Consider the following 20,927-nt stretch of genomic DNA (forward strand, 5'->3'; position numbering starts at 1 on the left):
TGATCTCGGCAGGGGTGGGCTACTGACCGAGGGCCGCGGCGGCGGCCGCGCGCAGGTCACGGGCCAGCGTCGCCTCGGCGCGCTGGTCGGTGCGGACGACGACCACCCGCGGACCGCCCTCCGCCAGCGCCGGCGCCAGCTGCTCCGGCGTCGTCACCGCGGTCGCCGGCCAGCCCAGCGCGCGGGCCACGTCGACGAGGTCGCGGCCGTGCGGGGTGCCGAACACCCGGCGGTAGTCGGCCGCGTACCGGTCCTCCCCCGGCTCCAGCTGGGCGAAGATGCCGCCGCCGTCGTTGTCGGGGACGACGAGGACGAGGTCGGGCAGCCGCTCGCCCTCGCCGCCGAGCAGGCCGGTCAGGTCGTGCAGCAGCGTGAGGTCGCCGAGCAGGGCGAACGCCGGGCCGTCGTGGGCCAGCGCGGCGCCCAGCGCGGTGGAGACGGTGCCGTCGATGCCGGCCACCCCGCGGTTGGCCAGCACGGTCAGGTCGCCACGGGGGACGGCGAGGCGGTCGACGTCGCGCACCGGCGTCGACGAGCCGAGCACCAGCAGGGCCCCGGGCGGCAGCGCGGCCAGCACGTCGCGGGCCAGCCGGGCGCCGGTCAGGCCGGGGGCGGCGTCGAGGACGGCGTCGACCGCCGCCCCGACCCGTGCGGCGGCGTCGGCCCACGCCGTCCGCCACCCCTCGGCCATCGCCTCGGCCGGCGGGTCGACCGCCGTGCCGACGGAGACCAGCTCGCTGCTGCGCGGGGCGTCGGCCCAACGGGGGCTGGCGGCCACCGTCTCGACGCGCACCGACGGATCGGCCAGCAGCGCCGAGACCGGGCGGGAGAGCGTCGGCCGGCCGACGACCAGGACCCGCTCGGCGCGGTGCTCGGCCAGCCAGCCCGGCACCCCGAGCACGAGCGGTCCGCAGCGCACGGCGCCGCCCGCGCCGCAGGCGCCGCTGCTCGGCTCGGCCACGACCGGCCACCCGCGCTCGTCGGCGAGCACCGCGGCGGCCCGGCCGAGCGCGTCGGGAGCGTCCCCCGCGATGAGCAGCGTGCGCGGCACCCCCGACGGCGCCGACCGCACGGCGACCGGCGCCAGGGCGGCCTCGGTCCAGGGCCGCCCGTCGGGGCGCCCCGCCCACGGCCCCGCCGGCTCGGCGGGCGGCTCCTCGTCGGGCAGCAGCGGCTCGCGGAAGGGCAGGTTGAGGTGCACCGGCCCGGGCTCGGCCGACAGCGCGCCGGTGGCGACGAGCAGCGCCTTGGCCACCAGCGAGCGCCAGTACCGGTTCTGCGCGTGCTCCCGCCCCGCCTCGGGCACGCCGACGTCGGCGGCCCAGCGCACCGCGCCGCCGTACAGCCCGACCTGGTCGACGGTCTGGTTGGCGCCGGTCGAGCGCAGCTCCGGCGGCCGGTCGGCGGTCAGCGCCAGGAGCGGCACCCCGCTGGCGTCGGCCTCGAGCACGGCGGCGTGCAGGTGGGCGGTCGCCGTCCCCGACGTGGTCAGCACCGGCACCGGGCGGCCCGACGCCTTGGCCAGGCCGAGGGCCAGGAACGCCGCCGTCCGCTCGTCGATGCGCACGTGCAGCCGCACGCGGCCGGCCCGCTCGGCCGCGGCGAGGGCGAGCGCCACCGGCGCCGACCGCGAGCCGGGGGCGAGCACGGCGTCGGTGACGCCGCCGCGCACCAGCTCGTCGACGAGGACCCGGGCGAACGCGGTGGACGGGTTCACGCGGCCCGCACCGCGTCGAGGCGGGCCCGCCAGCGGGCGTCGGTCGCCGGGTCGGCGGCCACGGCGGGCAGCCGGTCGGGCTCCGGGCGGGCGACCGGCAGCGTGCCGTCGACCGGCAGCAGCGGCGCGCTGGTGACGTCGTCGGTGAACAGCGCGACGGTGGCCAGGCCGCAGGCGAACGGCAGCTCGGGCAGCGCCGCGGCCAGCGCGACACCGGCGGCGATCCCCACCGACGACTCCAGGGCGCTGGAGACCACGCACGGCAGGCCGTGCGCCTCGGCGACCCGCAGCGCCGCGCGCACCCCGCCGAGCGGCTGCACCTTGAGGACGACGACGTCGCAGGCCTCGCGCAGGTCGACGGCGAGCGGGTCGGCCGACCGGCGCACCACCTCGTCGGCGGCCACCCGCACGTCGGTCCGCCGGCGCAGCGCGGCCAGCTCGTCGAGGGCGGCGCAGGGCTGCTCGACGTACTCCAGGCCCACCGCCCGGTCGAGCTCGGTGATGCGCGCGACCGCGGTGTCGACGTCCCACGCGGCGTTGGCGTCGACGCGGACGGCGCCGGCCGGGCCGAGCGCGTCGCGCACCGCCTCGACCCGCGCGAGGTCGTCGGCGGCCGTCTGCCCCGGCTCGGCCACCTTGACCTTGGCGGTGCGGCAGCCGGAGGCGGCCACGATCGCGTGCGCCCGCTCGGCGTCGACGGCGGGCACGGTGACGTTGACCGGGACGGCGTCGCGGACCGGCTCCGGCCAGCCGTGCACCGCGGCCTCCTCGGCGGCGGCCCACCAGCGGCGGCTCTCGGCGACGTCGTAGTCCCAGAACGGGGAGAACTCGCCCCAGCCGGCCGGGCCGTGCACCAGCACGCCGTCGCGGACGTCGATGCCGCGGAAGCGGGTGCGCATCGGCACGGAGTACACCTGCGCCGACATCACGCCGATCAGCTTAGGTCGGCAGCGACGTAGGCTTGCCCGCCGTGGCCCGGCAGCTCTTCCTCCTGCGAGCGCCCGGCCGGTCCGAGGCCGAGGTGCGCGGCGTCGTCGAGCCCGCGGTGCGCGCCTGCCTGGCCGGATCCACCCCCCTCGCCGTTCTCCCCGCCGGACCGCCGGCCGCGGTCGAGGCCGCCCGCGCGGTGCTCCGCCCCGACGAGCCGCTCGAGGACGGCGCCGACCTCGTCGTCGTCACCTCGGGGTCGACCGGCGGCGGGCGCGGGGTGCTGCTGCCCGCCGGCGCGCTGACCGCGTCGGCGACCGCCACGCACGAGCGGCTCGGCGGGCCCGGGGCGTGGCTGCTCGCGCTGCCGGTCTCGGCGATCGCCGGGCTGCAGGTCCTCTGCCGCGGCATCGTCGCCGACCGGGAGACCACCGTGCTCGGCGACGGCGAACCGCTGGCCGCCGCGCTGGACCGCATGCCCGCGGGGCGGCGCTACACCGCGCTCGTGCCCACCCAGCTGCGCCGCGCCCTCGACCAGGAGCCCGCCGCGCTCGCCGCCTTCGACGCCGTCCTGGTCGGCGGGGCGGCGACCGATGCGGCACTGCTCGCGCGCGCCCGCGCCGCCGGCGTCGCCGCGGTGACCACCTACGGCATGACCGAGACGGCGGGCGGCTGCGTGTACGACGGCGTCCCGCTCGACGGGGTGCGGGTGCGGGTCGCCGGCGGCGTGGAGCTCGCCGGACCCACGCTGGCGCTGGGCTACCGCCTCGACCCGGTGGGGACGGCGGAGGCCTTCGCCGGCGGCTGGTTCCGCACCCGCGACGCCGGGTCGGTCGACGCCGACGGCCGGCTGACGGTGCACGGGCGGCTGGACGACGTGGTGGTCACCGGCGGGGTCAACGTGGCGCCGCAGGCGGTGGAGGCGGCGCTGCGGGAGCACGCCGCCGTCGCCGACGCCGTGGTGTTCGGCCGGCCCGACGAGGAGTGGGGGCAGCGGGTGGTCGCCGCCGTCGTCCCCTCGCCGGGTGCGCGGCCGACGCTGGCGGAGCTGCGCCCGTGGGTGGCCGAGCGGCTCGGCGCCCCCGCCGCGCCGCGGGAGCTGCACACGATCGGCGCCGTCCCGGTGCTGCACACCGGCAAGCCGGACCGCCGCGGCGTGGCCCGGAGCCTCGGCTGATGGCCACCCCCGCCCAGTGGCTGGCCGGAGCCCGGCCGCGCACCCTGCCCGCCGCCGTCGCCCCGGTGCTGGCCGGCACCGGCGCCGCGGCGGCGCTCGACGGGTTCCGGCCGGTCCCCGCGCTGCTCGCCCTGGTCGTCGCGCTCGCGCTGCAGGTGGCGGTGAACTACGCCAACGACTACTCCGACGGCACGCGCGGCACCGACGCCGACCGGGTGGGGCCGATGCGGCTCGTCGGCTCCGGGGCGGCGACTCCCCGCCAGGTGCTGGTGGCGGCGGCGCTGGCCTTCGGCGTGGCCGCGGTGGCCGGTCTGGCGCTGGCCGCCCTGTCGAGCTGGTGGCTGGTCGCGGTCGGCGCGGTCTGCATCGCCGCCGCCTGGACCTACACCGGCGGCCCGATCCCCTACGGCTACCGGGCGCTCGGCGAGGTCTTCGTCTTCGTGTTCTTCGGCCTGGTGGCCGTCGTGGGGACGACCTACGTGCAGACCCGGTCGCTGGAGGGGCTGGCGTTCGCCGCCGCCGTCCCGGTCGGTCTGACGATCGTCGCGATCCTCGTGGTGAACAACCTGCGCGACATCGAGGGCGACGCCGCCGTCGGGAAGCGGACGCTCGCCGTGGTCGTCGGGGACCGCGCGACGCGGCTGGGTTACGTAGGGTTGCTCCTGGCAACCTTCGTCGTCATCGTGCTGATCGGCCTCGAGCGCCCGTGGGCGCTGGTCGCACTGCTCGCCGCGCCGCTCGCCGTCCGACCTGCACGGACGGTGCTCGGCGGGGGGAGAGGACCGGCCCTGATCGGTGCCCTCCAGGGCACCGGCCTGGTCACCTTGGCGACGGGAGTGCTGCTCGGAGGGGGTCTCGCGGTCACCGGATGAGGTGAAACTCGCGGAAGACTCTCCGGGTAGGGCCCGCTGCAGCCGTAGGGAGTCTGGGAGCAGGCGCGACGTAGGGGGATCCGGTGGCCACTGCTGAGGACGTGCTGAACGCCGTGGACGAGGTCGTCTCCGACGGTGTCCGGCGAGGCCTGCTGCTCAACCACGTCGAGGACGGCGCCCTGGACGGCCGCCACGTGACCATCGACGGCCGCCGGATGGTCAACTTCGGCTCCTGCTCCTACCTCGGCCTGGAGACGCACCCGGCGCTCAAGGCCGGCGTCGTCGAGGCGGTGGAGCGGTTCGGCACGCAGTTCTCCTCCTCGCGCGTGTACGCCTCCGCGCCGCTGTACCGGGAGGTCGAGGAGACGCTCGCCGGCCTGTTCGGGCGCGGCGTGATCGTCACGCCGTCCACGACCATGGGGCACCTGTCGGCGATGCCGACGCTGATCGGCGAGCGCGACGTGCTGCTGCTGGACCACCAGGTGCACAACTCGGTGCAGACGGCGGCCAAGCTGGTCGCGGCCACCGGCGCCAAGGTGGAGCTCGTCCCGCACAGCGACCTGCACACGCTGGAGAAGCGGCTGGCGACCTACCGCAAGACCCACCGGCGGGTCTGGTACGCCGCCGACGGGCTCTACTCCATGTACGCCGACCTGATGCCGACCGCGGAGCTCGACGACCTCGCCGCGCGGTACGAGAACCTCTGGCTCTACATCGATGACGCGCACGCCGTCTCGTGGACCGGCCGGCACGGCCGCGGGCACGCCCTCGAGCACCTCTCCCCCGGGACGCTGGCCCGCACGGTGGTCGCCGCCTCGCTGAACAAGTCCTTCGCCGCGTCCGGCGGGGCGATCACCTTCCCGGACGAGCGCACCCGCGGCCGGGTGCTGCGGCTGGGTGGGCCGCTGATCTTCTCCGGACCGGTCCAGCCGCCGATGCTCGGCGCGATCCTGGCCTCGGCCCGGCTGCACCTCACCCCCGAGGTCGCCGAGCGGCAGGCGCTGCTGCTCGACCGCATCCGGCTGTTCAACCGGCTCGCCGCGGAGGCCGGGCTGCCGGTGGTGTCGGAGTCGGAGACGCCGATCCGCTGCGTCGGGGCGGGCGTCTCGTCGGTCGCCTACCGGCTGGTGGAGCGGCTGCGCTCCGCCGGCTTCCACGTCAACACGGCGTCGTTCCCCGCCGTCCCGGCCAAGCGCAGCGGCGCGCGGCTGACCATCACCGCGCACCACACCGCGGACGACGTCGCCGGCATGGTGGCGGCCCTGGCCGAGCACCTGCCGGCCGCCATCACCGACGAGGGCGCCTCGGTCGACGACCTGCACCGGGCGTTCGCCCGCCAGCTGCGCGGCCGCAAGGTCATGGGCGCCGAGACGGCGCCGCGCACCAAGCCCGCGCTGCGCCTGGAGCACCACCGCTCGATCGACGGCGTCGACACCGCGGAGTGGGACCGGCTGCTCGGCGCCCGCGGGGCCTTCTCCGCGCACGCGCTGCGCACCCTCGAGTCGGTGTTCGACACCGGCGGCACCGGCGCGGCCGGCCAGACCGAGGACGCCTGGGACTTCCACTACTTCGTCGTCCGCGACGACACCGGCGCGCCGGTGGCCGCGACCTTCTTCACGACCGCGCTGTGGAAGGACGACATGCTCTCCTCCGCGGCGGTGTCGCGGGAGATCGAGCGGCGGCGGATCGAGAACGCCGACAGCTACCACCTCACCTCGACGATGGTCGGCATGGGCTCGCTGCTCACCGAGGGCAACCACCTCTACCTCGACCGCGGCCGCGACTGGCGGGGCGCCCTGCGGATGATCCTGCGCGCCGCCCGCCGGGAGGAGGACCTCGCCGCCGCCGCGGGCGTCGTCCTGCGCGACCTGCCCGACGACGACGAGCTGCACGACTTCCTGCTCGGCGAGGGCCTCATGCGGCTGCCGATCTGGAGCACCTGGCACCGCGAGGTCGACTTCGCCGACGACGACGCCTTCCTGGGCCAGCTGACCCGCAAGCACCGCTACCACCAGCGCACCCGCGTGCTGTCGTGGGAGCCGGCCTACCGGGTGCAGGTGCTCCGCGGCGGCAGCCGCGAGGCGCGGGCGCTGAAGCCGTGCGTGCGCGACGAGCTGTACCGGATGTACCGCGCCGTGCACGCCCGCTCGTTCGAGCTCAACGTCTTCCCGCTGCCCCGCCGGGTCGTCGACGCCGTCCTCGAGTCGCCGGGGTGGGAGGTCGTGCTGCTGCACCTGCCGGACCGCGCCTCCGGCCCGGTGGCCTTCGCCGCGCAGCACGTCTTCCCCGGCGCGGACGGGCACGTCGCCCCGGTGTTCGTCGGCCTCGACTACTCCTACGTGCCGACCCACAACAGCTACCAGCAGCTGCTCTTCCAGGCGCTGCGGAGCGCGCAGCGGCACGGGCTGCCGCACGTGCTGTACGGGATGAGCGCCGACCTGCAGAAAGCCCGTTTCGGAGCGACGCCGCAGCGGCGGTGGGCCTACGTGCAGGCCACGGAGACGTTCAACATGGACGTGCTCGCGCGGGTCAGCGAGACCGTCGCCACCGCCTGACCGCTCCCGCCGGACAGGGGGGTCAGGCGGCCGGTTCGTCGCCGCTCAGGCGGGCGCGCAGGTCCTCCTTGGCCGCCTGCCGGGCGACGCTGCGGGCGGCCAGGGCCTCGGTGAGCCGGTCCCGCACGGGGCGCAGCACGAGGTAGGCGATCGGCATGGACAGCAGCACGCCGAAGAGCAGGCCGGCGTAGCTGCCCAGCCCGGCGACCCACAGCACCGCGACCAGCGCCGCGGCGATCGCCAGGCGGCCGAACGTGTAGAGCAGCAGCCACGGGGCGACCCGGGGCGGTGTGGCGGGCCCGCCGTCCGGCCCCGCGGGACCGGCCGGGACGGGATCAGGCGTCGACGCGGCCATGGCGCCCCTCCCACTTCGTCGAGAGGACGACGGTGGTCCGGGTGCGGGCGACGCCCCGGATCCGGTTGATCGCGCTGATGCTCGCCTCCAGGGCGGGGATGTCGGGAACCCGGACCTTGAGCACGTAGCCCTCGTTGCCGGCCACCCGCCAGCAGTCCTCGACCTGCGGCATGGCGCGCAGCGCCTCCTCGACGCCGGTCTCGTCGACCGCGTCGCTCTCGATGACGCCGACCAGCGCGGTGACGTCGAGGCCGAGCGCCGTCGGCTCGACCACCGCGCGGTAGCCGGTGATCACCCCGGCCGCCTCGAGCTTGCCCACGCGCTCGTGCACGGCGGGCGAGGACAGGCCGACCTGCCGGGCCAGCTCGGCGTAGCTGGCCCGCCCGTTGGCGCGCAGCAGGTCGATGAGCTGCCGGTCCACGGCGTCGATGGTGCGTCTCCGTCCTGCGGTTCGGAGCAGCGGCGCTCGCTGCCCGCCACCGAGTATTCACGCGGACGTACATTGGAGGCCGACGAGGGGGTGGTGGGCCGGTGGCGGCGTTCCTGGTGGTCCTTCTGGTGGCGGTCGGCGTGGTGGTGCTGCTCATGCGCGCCGCGACCGCGGCGGGCAACGGCGGTGGGCTGTCGGCGCCGCGACCGCCGCGCGCGCCCCGGGTGCGGCCCCAGCGCCCGCGCCGTCCGGTCGCCCCCGACGACGACCCCGACTTCCTGCGCGAGCTCGACCGGCGCCGCAGCCGCGGCGAGAACCCCGGCGCCTGACGACGGGTTCAGGCGGCCGAGCTGATCCCCGCCGGGCGGCGCCCGTCCGGCGCCGGTTCGGCCGGGTCGTGCGCGGACTCGTCGAGGTCCCCGGGCCAGCCGAGCCCCTCGCCCTTCCGCGGCGGCGCCGGCCAGCCGATGTCTCCCTGCCGGGACGCCCCGTCCGCGGCGCTGTGCCTGCCCATGGGGGCATGGAAGCACGCGCCCCCGCCCGCCGTCACGGGGCGAGTGCTCCCGCCTGGGCTCAGCTGACGCCGCCGTAGCTGTGCAGGCCGGTCGAGACCATGTTCACGTAGAGCAGGTTGAAGATCATCACGCCCAGCCCGACGACGTTCACCCACGCCGCGGGCCGGCCGCGCCAGCCCGCCGTCGTGCGCGCGTGCAGGTAGCCCGCGTAGACCACCCACGCGATGAACGCCCAGGTCTCCTTGGGGTCCCAGCCCCAGAACCGGCCCCACGCGCTCTCGGCCCAGATCGCGCCGGCGATGACGGCGAACGTCCAGATCGGGAAGCCGAAGACGGCGGTGCGGTGCGCCACGCGGTCGAGCGCCGCGGCCGAGGGCAGCCGGTCGAGGATGCCCGGCGCGGCCGGCTCCCCGCCGGAGCCGCCCGCGGCCACCGTGGCCTCGCGCCGGGACCGCACCAGGTACAGCACGCTGGCGATGCCGCTGACGAAGAAGATGCCGAACCCGAGGATCGCCGTCGACACGTGGACGGCCAGCCAGCTCGACCGCAGCGCCGCGACCAGCGGACCGGCGTCGGCGTACAGCCACAGCCCGATGCCGACCATGCCGAGCACCACCGGCACGAGCACGAACACGCCGATGTGCCGCAGGCCCGGCGAGCGCAGGGCGAACACCCAGAAGGCGACGACCGCGACCAGCACGGTGGCCGTGGCGAACTCGTACATGTTGCCCCACGGCAGCCGGCCGGTGGCCATGCCGCGGGTGACCAGGATCGCCGCGTGCGCCACGACGCCGAGCGCGGTGAGCAGCATGCCGAGCGCGCCCCAGCGGCGGCCGGCGCGCGGCTCGGCGACCTCGCCGGCGCCGACCGGTGCCGGCTCGACCGGCGCACCCGCGCCGACCAGCTCGCGGGAGCGCGCGCGGGCCGGGCGGCGACCGAACGCCAGCTGGGCGCAGAACGCCACGACGGCGAGCGAGTACAGCCCGACGCTGATCGAGAAGAACGTGTCCGACAGGTCGGCCAGCGTCTGGTCAGTGGTCACGCGTCGGTGCCTCCCGGTCCGGTGAGCGGTCGTCCAGGGCGGCCCGCAGATCGCCGGTCAGCGCGGCGAACCGCGGGCCGGGCTCACCGCCGCCCTTCGTCAGCGAGGCCAGCGACAGCACGGTACCGCTGCCCCCGGGCGCTTCGGCGGCCCGGGCGAAGAACCGCTCGCGCCGCACGAGCAGCATCCCGAGCAGGCCGGCGAGCATCGCGATCGCCGACCCCAGCACCCACACCTGGCCCGGGTCGTGCGAGAACTGCAGCGCCGCGAACTCCTTGACGCCGGTGAACGTGATCGTCGTCCCGTCGTCCAGGGTCAGCGACTCCCCCGCCGCCAGGTTCCCCTCGCCGACCTGCGACAGCCGGCCGCGGTCGATCTGCGAGGAGTCCAGCGAGTACACCGACTGCGGGATCCCCGAGTCCAGGCCGAGGTAGCCCCGGTAGACGACGATCGCGACCTGCGGCGCCAGCGGGCGCGGGTCGATCGAGGTGAGGATGCCGCCCGACACCGAGCCGGTGGGGGCGAAGAAGCCCTCGAGCGCGAGCTGGTCCTCCTGCCCGGGGACGTCGGGCAGCTTGAGCGCGCCCTGGCTGGCCATCGTCGCCTGGTCCGACGGCAGGAACGGCACCGAGAGGTCCTCGAACGACGAGCCGTCGGGGAACGTGAGGGTGAACGTCGGGCTGAACCCGTGGCCGGTCACGTAGACCCGGTCGCCGTCCACCCGCAGGGGGTCGTTGACGCCGATCGTCGTCTCCCGGCCCTCCTCGCCCGGCGCCCCGTAGCGGATGCCGGCGGTGAAGGAGGCCGCGGTCAGGTTCTCCTCGTACTCGGCCTCGAAGTCCTCGAGGTCGACGCACAGCGGCGACAGGTCGCCGCCCTCGACCAGCGCGCCGGACGAGTACGTGTCGTACTGCTGGAACGAGTTGCAGAAGCCCTGCCCCTCGGTGACCAGGATGCTGCCCTCGTAGCCCCAGAGCTTGCCGCCGGCGAGGCCGAGCAGCAGGGCCACCAGCGACAGGTGGAACAGCAGGTTGCCGGTCTCCTTGAGCAGCCCCTTCTCGGCGGAGAGCTCGGGGCCGGCAGGGCCGCTGGCCCCGGCGGAGCGGGCGGAGCCGTCGCGGCGGACGACGCGGTAGCGGCGGACCCGCAGCTCCTCCTCGACGACGTCGAGGGCCTCGGTCCCGCGCAGCGGCGTCTCGAGGCTCGCCGAGTCGGGCAGCCGCAGCAGGTGCCGCGGCGCCGGTGGCGGGGCGGCCCGCAGGGCGCGGGCGTGCTCCACCGCGCGCGGCAGCACGCAGCCGATCAGCGAGACGAACAGCAGCAGGTACACCGCCGCGAACCACGGCGAGCTGAAGACGTCGAACAGGTACAGGTCGTCCAGCACCGGCGCGAGCGCCGGGTGCTCGGTGAAGTACTCGGCGACGGCGTTCTGCGACAGCGACCGCTGCGGCAGCAGCGACCCCGGGATCGCCGCCAGCGCGAGCAGGAACAGCAGGATGATCGCCGTCCGCATCGCGGTCAGCCGCCGCCACCAGCGCAGCAGCAGGCCGGTGACGCGCCGGTGCGCGGGGGCGGGCGGCGGGGGCGTCGGCGACGTCCGCGGCGGGTCCAGGACAGTCACGACCGCTCCTCGCTGGCGCCCGTCGCGACCGTGCCGGACCGTGCTGAGCCCATGTGCGAGCTCGCGAGCTCGCTCACAGTGCCGACTCCCCGAACCCGCTGGCCGCGATCCACGAGCGCAGCCACTGCATCAGCTCGGTCCACAGACCGGTCACCAGCAGGACGCCGACGACCACCAGGACGATGCCGCCGACCCGGGTGACCGTGCGCGCGTGCCGGCGCAGGAACGACGTTGCGCCCATCGCCCAGCGCGCGCCGAGCGCCACCAGGACGAACGGGATGCCCAGGCCCAGGCAGTACGCGACGCCGAGGAGGGCGCCGCGGCCGGCGGTCGCCTCGGCGTAGGCCAGCGAGTTGACCGCGGCCAGGGTCGGCCCGAGGCACGGCGTCCAGCCGAGCCCGAACACGATGCCGAGCAGCGGCGCCCCGGCCAGCCCGGCGACCGGGCGGGCCGAGAGCCGCGCGGTGCGCTGGAGGAACGGCAGCCAGCCGAGGAAGGCCAGACCCATGACGATCGTGACGACGCCGAAGACCCGGTTGAGGACGTCGGACCACTGCAGCAGCAGCCGCCCGAGCCCTCCGAACGCGGCGCCGAACGCCACGAACACCAGCGTGAACCCGAGCACGAACAGCAGGGCGCCGAGCACCATCCGCCCGCGCGGCGAGCGCTCGTCGGTCGTCGTCCGCACGGCCGTGGCGGTGCCGCCGCCGGCCGGGGCGGGCGCGGTCGCCGTCCGCGCGCCGGTGCCGACCAGGCCGGTGACGTAGGAGAGGTAGCCCGGCACCAGCGGCAGGACGCACGGCGAGGCGAAGCTGATCAGCCCGACCAGCGCGGCGACCGCGGCGCCGACGAGCAGCGGGCCGTCGGTGACCAGGCGGCTGAAGGTGTCCCCCACTCAGCCCTCCTCGGTCACCAGCGTCAGGACCGAGCGCAGGTCGTCCTGCTGCACGGCCGCGGTGTACACGGCGGCCACCCGGCCCTGCCGGTCCAGCACGATGGTGGACGGGATCGCGTTGGCCGGGTAGTCCCGGAACGCCAGCGCCACCTCGCCGCGCGGGTCGAACAGCGACGGGAAGGTGATCGTCTTGCTGTCGAGGAACGCCTGCGCCAGCTGGCGGTCGTCCTTGACGTTGACGCCGAGGAACTGCACGCCGTCGCCCTGGACCTCGGCGTAGACCTCCTGGAACTCCGGGGACTCCACCCGGCACGGCGGGCACCACGAGCCCCAGAAGTTGATCACCGCGACGTCGCCGCCGAGCTCGGTCGAGGAGTACTCGCTGCCGTCGAGCAGCTCGCCGGCGAACTCCGGCGCCGCCTGCCGCTCCTCCGGCGCGATCACCTCCCCGGCCGGGGTCCCGGCCACGAACCGGAACTCCCCGCCGTTGTTGACGTCGACGGCGTCGGAGCCGGTCGAGCAGCCGGCCAGCAGCACGGCCGTCCCGGCGAGGGCGCCCAGCAGCCGCCTCATGCCCCGGGCACCGCGTCCGGGTCGGTCGCGCCGGCCGGCTCCGCGTACTCCACCCGGGCCACCCGGTCGCCCTCGTAGACCAGCGAGGTGACGCTGGCCAGACCGCACTGCCGCCGGCGCGGGTCGTGCGCGTAGCGGCGGCCCTCGACGTGCATCCGCAGCGTCCAGATCGGCAGCTGGTGGCTGACGCAGACGGCGGCGTGCCCGCGGGCGGCGTCGCGCGCGGCCTCGGCGGCGGCGAGCATCCGGGCGGCGATCTCGACGTACGGCTCGCCCCACGACGGCCGGAACGGGTTGCGCAGCTTCCACCAGTGCTGCGGCGCGCGCAGGACGCCGTCCCCGACCCCGACCCGGAGCCCCTCGAAGGCGTTGCCGGCCTCGATCAGCCGGTCGTCGGTCGCGATCTCCAGCCCGAGCTGCTCGGCGATCGGCGCGGCGGTCTCCTGGGCGCGCTGCAGCGGGCTGGAGACGAGGTGGGTGACGTCCTTGCCGAGGAACCACTGCGCGGCCTTGCCGGCCATCGCCTGGCCGGCCTCGGACAGCCGGTACCCCGGCAGCCGCCCGTAGAGGACCTTCTGCGGGTTGTGGACCTCCCCGTGCCGCAGCACGTGGACGACGGTGACCTCGGCGCTCACGGGCTCAGCTCCTGGGCGTCCTTCGCGATCTCGTCGGGCGGCGCGCCGGCGGGGTCGGCCGCGGCCGCCGCCCGGGCGGCGTAGGGCAGCGCGTCGAGGACGCGCTCGAGCGACTCGCCCCCGAGCGCGGCGCTGACGAACCACGACTCGAACGCCGACGGCGGCAGGTACACGCCGCGGGCGAGCATCTCGTGGAAGAAGGCGGTGTAGCGGGCGACGTCCTGGGTCCGCGCGTCGTCGTAGTCGCGGACCCGCCGCTCGTCGGGCACGAAGAAGATCGAGAACATGCTGCCGGCCTGCTGCACGCGGTGCGGGACGCCCGCGGCGAACAGCGCCGCGCTCGCCGCGCCGCGCAGGGTCGCCGACACCTGGTCGCAGTGGGCGTACACCTCGTCGGTGCAGTGCCGCAGCGTGGTGAGCCCGGCGGCGACGGCCACCGGGTTCCCCGACAGCGTGCCGGCCTGGTACACCGGCCCGACCGGGGCGAGCTGGTCCATGAGGTCGGCGCGGCCGCCGAACGCGGCCGCGGGCAGCCCACCGCCCATGACCTTGCCGAAGGTGAACAGGTCGGCGTCCACGGGGTCGATGCCGTACCAGCCGGAGCGGGACACCCGGAAGCCGGTCATCACCTCGTCGAGGACCAGCAGCGCGCCGTGCGCGGCGGTGATCCGGCGCAGCTCGGCGTTGAAGCCGTCCAGCGGGGGGACGACGCCCATGTTGCCCGCGGCCGCCTCGCTGATCACGCAGGCGACGTCGGCGCCGCGCTCGGCGAAGACCCGCTCGACCGCCGCGACGTCGTTGTAGGGCAGGACGACGGTGTCGGCCGCGGCGCCGGTGGTGACGCCGGGGGTGTCGGGCAGGCCCAGCGTGGCGACGCCCGAGCCGGCCGAGGCGAGCAGCGCGTCGACGTGGCCGTGGTAGTGGCCGGCGAACTTGACCACCAGCGGGCGGCCGGTGGCGCCGCGGGCGAGGCGGATCGCCGAGAGCACGGCCTCGGTGCCGGAGTTGACCAGGCGGACCCGCTGCACCGACGGCATGCGGGCGAGGATCTCCTCGGCCAGCTCGAGCTCCGCCTCGGTGGGCGCGCCGAAGGACAGCCCGCGGCGCGCGGCCGCCGTCACGGCGTCGACGACGGCCGGGTGGGCGTGGCCGAGCAGCATCGGCCCCCAGGAGCTGACCAGGTCCACGTACCGGCGGCCGTCGGCGTCGGTCAGGTAGGCCCCGGCGGCCGAGGCCATGAACCGCGGGGTGCCCCCGACGGCGCGGAAGGCGCGCACGGGGCTGTTCACCCCGCCCGGGGTGACCTGCCGGCCACGGGCGAAGAGGTCGGCCGACACCGGGGCCTCGTAGGCGTAACGGGGGGTGTCCAACGAGGTCACCGGTCCAGTGTCCCCTCTGTCCCCGGGCCGCCGTCGGGGACGTCCGCCACAGCGGCCAGCAGGGCGGTGGTCAGCGCGGCCGGGTCGCGGGTGGGCACGAGCACGGTGCGGCCGTCGGCCAGCCGGAGCGGCAGCCCGGTGCGGCCCTTCGGCACCGACCAGCCGCCGCCGAGCACGGGCGCGCCGGCGTCCACGCCCGCCTCGCCGTCGCGGACGGCGCGCAGGTGAGCGGTGTCGACGTCGGCCAGCGCCACGCGCTCGCGGCCGACCGACAGCGCGGCGTCCGGGCCGTCGGCGTCGACCCGCACGGTCCACACCCGGCGGGCCGAGACGACGCCGGCGGCCACCACGCCCAGCACCGCGACGACGGCGAGCACCCACACGACCGGCGGCACGTCGGGCCCGGGGAACGCGAGGTCGGCGACGAGGAACACGGCCAGGGCGGCCGCGACCAGCCAGAACGGCCGCCACGACCCGCCCGGCTCGACGTACGGGGTCACCTCAGCGCAGCCAGCGGGCCGCTTCCACCGCCCAGTAGGTGAGCACCGTGCCGGCCCCGGCCCGGCGGATGGCGGTGAGCGTCTCGAGGATCGCCCGCTGCCGGTCCACCCAGCCGTTGGCGGCGGCCGCCTCGAGCATCGCGTACTCGCCGCTGACCTGGTACGCGCTGACCGGCACGTCCACGGCGTCGGCGACCGCGCGCACGATGTCCAGGTAGGGCAGGGCGGGCTTGACCATGACGGCGTCCGCGCCCTCGGCGAGGTCCTGACGCACCTCGCGCAGCGCCTCGGCGGCGTTCGGCGGGTCCATCTGGTAGGTCGAGCGGTCGCCGAACTGCGGCGCGCCCTCGGCCGCCTCGCGGAACGGACCGTAGAAGCCCGACGCGTACTTGGCCGCGTAGGCCAGGACCGGCGTCTCGGTGAAGGCGGCGCCGTCCAGGGCCCGGCGGATCGCGGCGACCTGCCCGTCCATCATCCCGCTGGGCGCGATCACGTGCGCCCCGGCCTGCGCCTGGGCGACCGCGACCGCGGCGTAGCGGTCCAGCGTCGGGTCGTTGTCCACCACGCCGGCCGGCGTGACGATCCCGCAGTGCCCGTGGTCGGTGTACTCGCACAGGCACAGGTCGGCCATGAGCACCAGCTCGTCGCCGAGGTCGGCCCTCAGCTGCTGCAGCGCGACGTTGACGATCCCGTCGGCGGCGTCGGCCTGCGAGCCCACCGGGTCCTTCTCCGACGGGATGCCGAAGAGGATCAGCCCGCCGATGCCGGCCTCGGCGGCCTCGTGCGCGGCCTTGCGCAGCGAGTCCAGGGTGTGCTGGACGACACCGGGCATCGACGAGATCGGCACCGGCGCGTCGATGCCCTCCTTGACGAAGACGGGCAGCACGAAGTCGGCCGGCGACAGCCGCGTCTCGGCGGTCAGGCGCCGCAGCGCGGGCGTCGACCGGAGCCGACGCCCGCGGGCGATCGGGCGGGCGGGAGACGGCAGCGTCACTTCGAGCTGCCTTCCTCCTCCGCCCGGCGCGCGGCGGCGAACTCCGCCAGCGCGTCGACCAGCGGGGCCACCGCGGCGGTCTCGGGCTGGACGTCGACCCGCAGGCCGAACTCCTGCGCGGTGGCGGCGGTGGCGGGGCCGATCACCGCGACGACGGTCTTGGCGTGCGGCTTGCCGGCGATGCCGACCAGGTTGCGCACCGTGCTCGACGAGGTGAAGCACACCGCGTCGAAGCCGCCGCCCTTGATCGCCTCGCGCACCGGCGCGGGCGGCGGGGCGGCCCGGACGGTACGGTAGGCGGTGACGTCGTCGATCTCCCAGCCGCGCTCGACCAGGCCGGCGGCCAGGGTCTCGGTGGCGATGTCGGCCCGCGGCAGGAGCACCCGGTTGATCGGGTCGAACACGTCGTCGTAGGGCGGGAAGTCGGCCAGCAGGCCCTCGCTGGACTGCTGCCCGGAGGGCACCAGCTCCGGCACGATGCCGAAGGCGCGGACGGCGTCGGCGGTGGACTCGCCCACGCAGGCGACCTTCACGCCGGCGAACGCGCGGGCGTCGAGGCCCAGCTCGGTGAACTTCTCGCGCACGGCCTTCACCGCGTTGACCGAGGTGAACACGATCCAGCCGTAGCGGCCGGTGACCAGGCCCTTGATCGCGCGGTCCATCTGCGCGGGGCTGCGCGGCGGCTCGACGGCGATGGTCGGCACCTCGACCGGCACGGCGCCGTAGGCGCGCAGCCGCTCGCTCATCTCGCCGGCCTGGTCCTTGGTGCGCGGCACCAGCACCCGCCAGCCGAACAGCGGCCGGCTCTCCCACCAGGAGAGCTTCGCCCTCTTGTCGACGGCGGGGCCGACGGTGGCGACGACGGCGCCGGAGAGCGCCTCCAGGCCGGCGGTCTTCTCGGCGACGGCCGAGAGCTTGCCGACGACGCTCTTCTGCGCCGTCCCGGAGCCGCCGGCGGTGACGACCACCGGCGTCGAGCCGGACAGGCCTGCCTCGACCAGGCGGACGGCCGCCTCGGGCAGCTCGTCGACGCCCGCGGCCGAGAGCACCAGCGGGCTGCCGGTGGCGGCCGCGGCGCCGGCGAGGGGCGCGAGGTCGGTCTCGCCGCCGAGGTCGGCGGTCAGCCAGCTGCCGCCGAGGGCGACACCGGCGAACGCCGGGACGGCCGGGACCGGCGCGACACCGGGGACGACGTCGAAGGCCACGGAGGTGCGGCCGACGGCGAGCACCTCCTTGACCGCGCGCTCGGAGGTGAACGGGTCGCCGGCGACGAGCCGGACGACGGCCGCCCCGCCCTTGGCGGCGGCCACCGCCGACCTGGCCACGTCGGCCGGCTCCCCGGAGACGGGGGTCAGCTCGGCCTGCGGGGCGGTCTCGCGGACGGCGTCCTGCACGGCGGCCGACACCTCGGGGTCGACGAGGACGACGCCGGCGGCGGCCAGCGCCTCGTACGCGCGCGTGGTCAGCATCCCGGGGTCACCGGGGCCGGCGCCGACGAAGACGACCTTGCCGGCCGGCACGCCGGCGGTCTTGCGGGTCATCGGGTGCTCCTGCTTCCTGGCCCCCGTCGGACGGGGGCGGTTGGTGGGTCTCAGGGGTGTGCGGGGGCCGCCATCAGCTCGGCGGCACCCCGGTCGAGCAGCTCGGCGGCGAGCCGGCGGCCGAGGGCCGCGGCGTCGTCGAGCGGGCCGGTGGTCGAGTCCCGGACGGCGTCGCTGCCGTCCAGGGCCGTCACCGAGGCGCGGAGGAACAGTTCGGGGCCGTGCTCGCCCTCGGCGACCTCGGCGTAGGCGGCGACCGGTGCGCTGCAGCCCGCCTCCAGCGCGGCGAGCGCGCTGCGCTCGGCGACGACGCAGGCGCGGGTGGCCGCGTGGTCGAGCGGGGCGAGCAGCGCCCGCGTGCGCTCGTCGTCGGCGCGGCACTCCACGGCGAGCGCGCCCTGGGCCGGGGCGGGCAGCACCTGCAGCGGGTCGAGCGTCTCGGTGATCGCGTCGAGCCGGCCCAGCCGGGTCAGCCCGGCGCGGGCGAGCACGACGGCGTCCAGGTCGGCGTCCGGCCCCAGGGCCCGGGCCATCCGGGTGTCGACGTTGCCCCGGATCGGGACGACCTCCAGACCGAGGCCGAGCGCGCGCAGCTGGGCGACCCGGCGCGGCGCGCCGGTGCCGACCTTCGACCCGGCCGGCAGCTCGCCGAGGGTGAGGCCGTCGCGGGCGACGAGGGCGTCGCGCGGGTCCTCGCGCACCGGGACGGCGGCGAGGGCGAGGCCCGGCTCCGGGGCGGTGGGCAGGTCCTTGTAGCTGTGCACCGCGAGGTCGACCTCACCGGCGAGCAGCGCCTGCCGGATGGCGGCGACGAACACCCCGGTGCCGCCGAGCTGCGCGATCGCGGCCGAGGAGCGGTCGCCCTCGGTGACGATGTGCACCAGCTCGACCGGGGTGCCGGTGGCCGCGGTGATCGCGTCGGCCACCCACTGCGACTGGGTCAGCGCCAGCGCGCTGCGCCGGGTGCCCAGGCGCAGGGTGGCGGTGCGGGTGGCGGTCACGGCAGGCCACCGCCCGGGCGCAGGTCGTCGGGGTCGACGGTGACCGCCTCGGCGAGGGTGGCGTGCTCGCCCTCCACGTCGGTGTCGATGCCCAGGCCGAACAGCGCGCGCAGCGCGCCGGCGTAGTCGGTGCCGCCGGGGGCGCTGGCCAGCTCCTTGACCCGCACGGTGGGCTCGTGCAGCAGCTTGTCGACGACGCGGCGCACGGTCCGGGCGATCTCGGCGCGGGCGCGGGCGTCGAGGTCGGGCAGCCGCCCGGCGAGGCGGAGCAGCTCGGCGTCGACCACCTCGGCGGCCTGGCTGCGCAGCGCCGACACGGTGGGGGCGACCGCGGCCGCCTGCCGCTCGGCGCGCAGCAGCGACAGCTCGGTCTCGATCAGGTCGCGCGCCGCGGTGACGTCGTCGGCGGCCACCGAGCCGGCGATCGGGCCGCCGGACCGCCGCTCGCCTTGCAGCAGGGCTGAGTTCCGCTCGCTCTGCAGGAGAGCCAGGTCGACGACGTGCACGCCGGTCAGCCCGGCGACGCCCGGCTCGACGTCGCGCGGCAGCGCCAGGTCGACGACGACCAGCGGGCGGTCGGGCCGGCGGGCCATCGCGGCGGCGACGACGTCGGTGCCGATGACGATGCCGCTGGCGCCGGTGCAGGTGACCAGGACGTCGGCGGCGGCCAGCTCGGCGGTCAGGTCGGCGAGCTCGACGGCGCGGCCGCCGACGTTCTCGGCCAGCCGCTCGGCGTGCTCGGGGGTGCGGCTGCCGACCGCCACGTCCGCGCCCCGGCGGGCCAGCGTGGTCGCCGCGAGGGCGCCCATCGAGCCGGCGCCGACGACGAGCGCCGGCCGCCCGGTCAGGCTGCCCAGCCGCGCCTCGGCGCGGTCCAGCGCGGCGGAGACGAGCGAGGCGCCGGCGCGGTCGATGCCGGTCTCGGCGTGCACCCGCTTGCCGACCCGCAGCGCCCGCTGGGCGACCGGGTGCAGCGCCCGGCCGACGGTGCCCTCCTCCTGCGCGAGCCCGTAGGCGGTGCGCAGCTGGCCGAGCACCTGCGTCTCGCCGACCACCATCGAGTCCAGGCCGGCCGCGACCGTGAACAGGTGCGCGATCGCCTGGTCCTCGTAGTGGACCGTCACGTACGGGGAGAGCTCCTCGACGGTGGCGCCGGCCTGCCGGGCGAGCACCCGGCTGACGTCGACGACGCCGCCGTGGAACTTGTCCACCTCGGCGAAGACCTCGACCCGGTTGCAGGTGGCCAGCACGATCGCCTCGGTGACGTGCGTGCCGGCGACCAGCTCGTGCAGCGCCTTGACCGTCTCGTCCGGACCCATCGCGAACTGCTCGAGCAGCGCGACCGGGGCGGTCTGGTGGCTCACGCCCACCGCCAGGAGGCTCATGCCATGCCTCCCGCGAGCACCGGCCCGCCCGTCCCGACCAGCCGCTGCTGGCCGAGGAAGGCGAGCACCTGCAGCTCGACGGACAGGTCGACCTGGCGGACGTCGACGCCCGCGGGGGCGGTCAGCGTCACCGGCGCGAAGTTCAAGATGCTCCTCACCCCCGCCGCGGCCAGCCGGTCGCACACCGGCTGGGCCACCTCGGCCGGTGTCGCGATGACCCCGATGGAGGCCTGTGTCGCCGCGACGACCTCCTCGAGCTCCTCGACCGGGCGCACGACCGAGCCGCCGATCCGCTGCCCGATCCGGGCCGGAGCGGCGTCGAACAGGCCCACGAACTCGAAGCCCCGGCTGCCGAAGCCGGCGTAGTCGGCGAGCGCGGCCCCCAGGTTGCCGATGCCGACCAGCACGCAGGCCCGGTTGCGCTCGACGCCCAGCACGCGGGCGATGCGGTCGCGCAGGGTGCGCACCTCGTAGCCCACGCCGCGCACGCCGCACGGCCCGAGGTGGGAGAGGTCCTTGCGCAGGCCGGCGGGGTTGACCCCGGCGGCCGAGGCGAGCTCACCCGAGCTCACGGTGCTCCGCCCGCCGTCGGCCAGGCCGGTGAGCACCCGGAGGTACACGGCCAGGCGGGCGACGGTGGCCTCCGGGATCGTCCGGGGCCGGGGCTCTGTCACGGGGCCTGCTACTCCACAGCGGGCGCGCCAGGCGGCCGGCGGGCGCCGGCTCCGGTGCGCGACATCTCGGGGAACCAGGCGGGATGCCGCCCGGCATCCGCCACGGTAACCGCTTGTGAACGCAGGAACAAAGCCGCCG

The 20,927-nt window shown here is 76.3% G+C and carries 21 protein-coding genes; 4 read left to right on the plus strand and 17 right to left on the minus strand.

Annotated elements, in window-relative coordinates:
• Window positions 1–19: 19 nt before the first annotated feature.
• Both menD and ACI797_RS21610 read right to left on the minus strand, forming a co-directional pair.
• Window positions 20–1,717, minus strand: coding sequence for a 2-succinyl-5-enolpyruvyl-6-hydroxy-3-cyclohexene-1-carboxylic-acid synthase (gene menD, locus ACI797_RS21605; protein ID WP_456861240.1), 1,698 nt, complete (start codon window positions 1,715–1,717; stop codon window positions 20–22).
• Entirely contained in the window at window positions 1,714–2,643 is a 930-nt protein-coding gene (locus ACI797_RS21610; RefSeq protein ID WP_456861301.1) for an o-succinylbenzoate synthase, read from the minus strand. The genes menD and ACI797_RS21610 overlap by 4 nt, the downstream gene beginning before the upstream one ends.
• 44 nt (window positions 2,644–2,687) lie before the next feature.
• On the opposite strand from ACI797_RS21610, the gene menE reads away from it, so the two are divergent.
• From menE to ACI797_RS21625, 3 genes are all read left to right on the plus strand, one after another.
• Window positions 2,688–3,821: an o-succinylbenzoate--CoA ligase gene (menE, locus tag ACI797_RS21615; protein WP_456861242.1), complete on the plus strand. Its 1,134-nt coding sequence runs from the start codon at window positions 2,688–2,690 to the stop codon at window positions 3,819–3,821.
• Entirely contained in the window at window positions 3,821–4,693 is an 873-nt protein-coding gene (locus ACI797_RS21620) for a 1,4-dihydroxy-2-naphthoate polyprenyltransferase (RefSeq protein WP_456861245.1), read from the plus strand. Before menE ends, ACI797_RS21620 begins: the two co-directional genes overlap by 1 nt.
• Window positions 4,694–4,776: 83 nt before the next feature.
• A complete protein-coding gene (locus ACI797_RS21625; RefSeq protein ID WP_456861247.1) occupies window positions 4,777–7,248 on the plus strand; it encodes an aminotransferase class I/II-fold pyridoxal phosphate-dependent enzyme in 2,472 nt (823 codons plus the stop codon).
• 22 nt (window positions 7,249–7,270) lie between these two features.
• On the opposite strand, the gene ACI797_RS21630 is transcribed toward ACI797_RS21625, so the two are convergent.
• Together ACI797_RS21630 and ACI797_RS21635 are read right to left on the minus strand one after the other, a co-directional pair.
• Complete coding sequence (locus ACI797_RS21630) at window positions 7,271–7,603, minus strand: DUF4229 domain-containing protein (protein WP_456861249.1); 333 nt, start codon at window positions 7,601–7,603, stop codon at window positions 7,271–7,273.
• A complete protein-coding gene (locus ACI797_RS21635) occupies window positions 7,584–8,024 on the minus strand; it encodes an Lrp/AsnC family transcriptional regulator (RefSeq protein ID WP_456861251.1) in 441 nt (146 codons plus the stop codon). The genes ACI797_RS21630 and ACI797_RS21635 overlap by 20 nt, the downstream gene beginning before the upstream one ends.
• Window positions 8,025–8,134: 110 nt before the next feature.
• On the opposite strand from ACI797_RS21635, the gene ACI797_RS21640 reads away from it, so the two are divergent.
• The gene (locus tag ACI797_RS21640) at window positions 8,135–8,362 is read left to right on the plus strand and encodes a hypothetical protein (RefSeq protein WP_456538627.1); all 228 of its coding nucleotides are present in this window, start codon (window positions 8,135–8,137) and stop codon (window positions 8,360–8,362) included.
• 8 nt (window positions 8,363–8,370) lie between these two features.
• On the opposite strand, the gene ACI797_RS21645 is transcribed toward ACI797_RS21640, so the two are convergent.
• From ACI797_RS21645 to ACI797_RS21705, 13 genes are all read right to left on the minus strand, one after another.
• A complete protein-coding gene (locus ACI797_RS21645) occupies window positions 8,371–8,547 on the minus strand; it encodes a hypothetical protein (protein ID WP_456861253.1) in 177 nt (58 codons plus the stop codon).
• A 59-nt stretch (window positions 8,548–8,606) separates the two neighbouring features.
• The gene (ccsB, locus tag ACI797_RS21650; protein WP_456861255.1) at window positions 8,607–9,590 is read right to left on the minus strand and encodes a c-type cytochrome biogenesis protein CcsB; all 984 of its coding nucleotides are present in this window, start codon (window positions 9,588–9,590) and stop codon (window positions 8,607–8,609) included.
• Window positions 9,580–11,211 (minus strand): cytochrome c biogenesis protein ResB, encoded by a 1,632-nt coding sequence (gene resB / locus ACI797_RS21655; RefSeq protein ID WP_456861257.1) that lies wholly within the window; start codon window positions 11,209–11,211, stop codon window positions 9,580–9,582. Before resB ends, ccsB begins: the two co-directional genes overlap by 11 nt.
• Before the next feature lie 73 nt (window positions 11,212–11,284).
• Entirely contained in the window at window positions 11,285–12,106 is an 822-nt protein-coding gene (locus ACI797_RS21660) for a cytochrome c biogenesis CcdA family protein (protein WP_456861259.1), read from the minus strand.
• Entirely contained in the window at window positions 12,107–12,679 is a 573-nt protein-coding gene (locus ACI797_RS21665) for a redoxin domain-containing protein (RefSeq protein ID WP_456861261.1), read from the minus strand.
• On the minus strand, window positions 12,676–13,314 hold the full coding sequence (locus ACI797_RS21670; protein WP_456861263.1) for a histidine phosphatase family protein: 639 nt from the start codon (window positions 13,312–13,314) through the stop codon (window positions 12,676–12,678). Before ACI797_RS21670 ends, ACI797_RS21665 begins: the two co-directional genes overlap by 4 nt.
• Window positions 13,311–14,693 (minus strand): glutamate-1-semialdehyde 2,1-aminomutase, encoded by a 1,383-nt coding sequence (gene hemL / locus ACI797_RS21675; protein WP_456861265.1) that lies wholly within the window; start codon window positions 14,691–14,693, stop codon window positions 13,311–13,313. The genes ACI797_RS21670 and hemL overlap by 4 nt, the downstream gene beginning before the upstream one ends.
• A complete protein-coding gene (locus ACI797_RS21680; RefSeq protein ID WP_456861267.1) occupies window positions 14,690–15,193 on the minus strand; it encodes a hypothetical protein in 504 nt (167 codons plus the stop codon). The genes hemL and ACI797_RS21680 overlap by 4 nt, the downstream gene beginning before the upstream one ends.
• A 1-nt stretch (window position 15,194) precedes the next feature.
• Entirely contained in the window at window positions 15,195–16,187 is a 993-nt protein-coding gene (gene hemB / locus ACI797_RS21685; protein ID WP_456861269.1) for a porphobilinogen synthase, read from the minus strand.
• A complete protein-coding gene (locus ACI797_RS21690; protein WP_456861271.1) occupies window positions 16,184–17,728 on the minus strand; it encodes a uroporphyrinogen-III synthase in 1,545 nt (514 codons plus the stop codon). The genes hemB and ACI797_RS21690 overlap by 4 nt, the downstream gene beginning before the upstream one ends.
• A gap of 50 nt (window positions 17,729–17,778) precedes the next feature.
• A complete protein-coding gene (gene hemC, locus ACI797_RS21695; protein WP_456861274.1) occupies window positions 17,779–18,729 on the minus strand; it encodes a hydroxymethylbilane synthase in 951 nt (316 codons plus the stop codon).
• Entirely contained in the window at window positions 18,726–20,114 is a 1,389-nt protein-coding gene (locus ACI797_RS21700; protein ID WP_456861276.1) for a glutamyl-tRNA reductase, read from the minus strand. The genes hemC and ACI797_RS21700 overlap by 4 nt, the downstream gene beginning before the upstream one ends.
• On the minus strand, window positions 20,111–20,788 hold the full coding sequence (locus tag ACI797_RS21705) for a redox-sensing transcriptional repressor Rex (RefSeq protein WP_456861278.1): 678 nt from the start codon (window positions 20,786–20,788) through the stop codon (window positions 20,111–20,113). Before ACI797_RS21705 ends, ACI797_RS21700 begins: the two co-directional genes overlap by 4 nt.
• Window positions 20,789–20,927 lie beyond the last annotated feature (139 nt).

It is taken from the genome of Geodermatophilus sp. SYSU D00691 (genome assembly GCF_054050275.1).

Excerpts from the sequence above, each read along its gene's own strand:
- ACI797_RS21665 (WP_456861261.1), bottom strand. The coding sequence starts at position 12,679 with ATGAGGCGGCTGCTGGGCGCCCTCGCCGGGACGGCCGTGCTGCTGGCC.
- ACI797_RS21610 (WP_456861301.1), bottom strand. The coding sequence starts at position 2,643 with ATGTCGGCGCAGGTGTACTCCGTGCCGATGCGCACCCGCTTCCGCGGC.
- ACI797_RS21645 (WP_456861253.1), bottom strand. The coding sequence starts at position 8,547 with ATGGGCAGGCACAGCGCCGCGGACGGGGCGTCCCGGCAGGGAGACATC.
- ACI797_RS21700 (WP_456861276.1), bottom strand. The coding sequence starts at position 20,114 with ATGAGCCTCCTGGCGGTGGGCGTGAGCCACCAGACCGCCCCGGTCGCG.
- ACI797_RS21620 (WP_456861245.1), top strand. The coding sequence starts at position 3,821 with ATGGCCACCCCCGCCCAGTGGCTGGCCGGAGCCCGGCCGCGCACCCTG.
- ACI797_RS21630 (WP_456861249.1), bottom strand. The coding sequence starts at position 7,603 with ATGGCCGCGTCGACGCCTGATCCCGTCCCGGCCGGTCCCGCGGGGCCG.
- ACI797_RS21690 (WP_456861271.1), bottom strand. The coding sequence starts at position 17,728 with ATGACCCGCAAGACCGCCGGCGTGCCGGCCGGCAAGGTCGTCTTCGTC.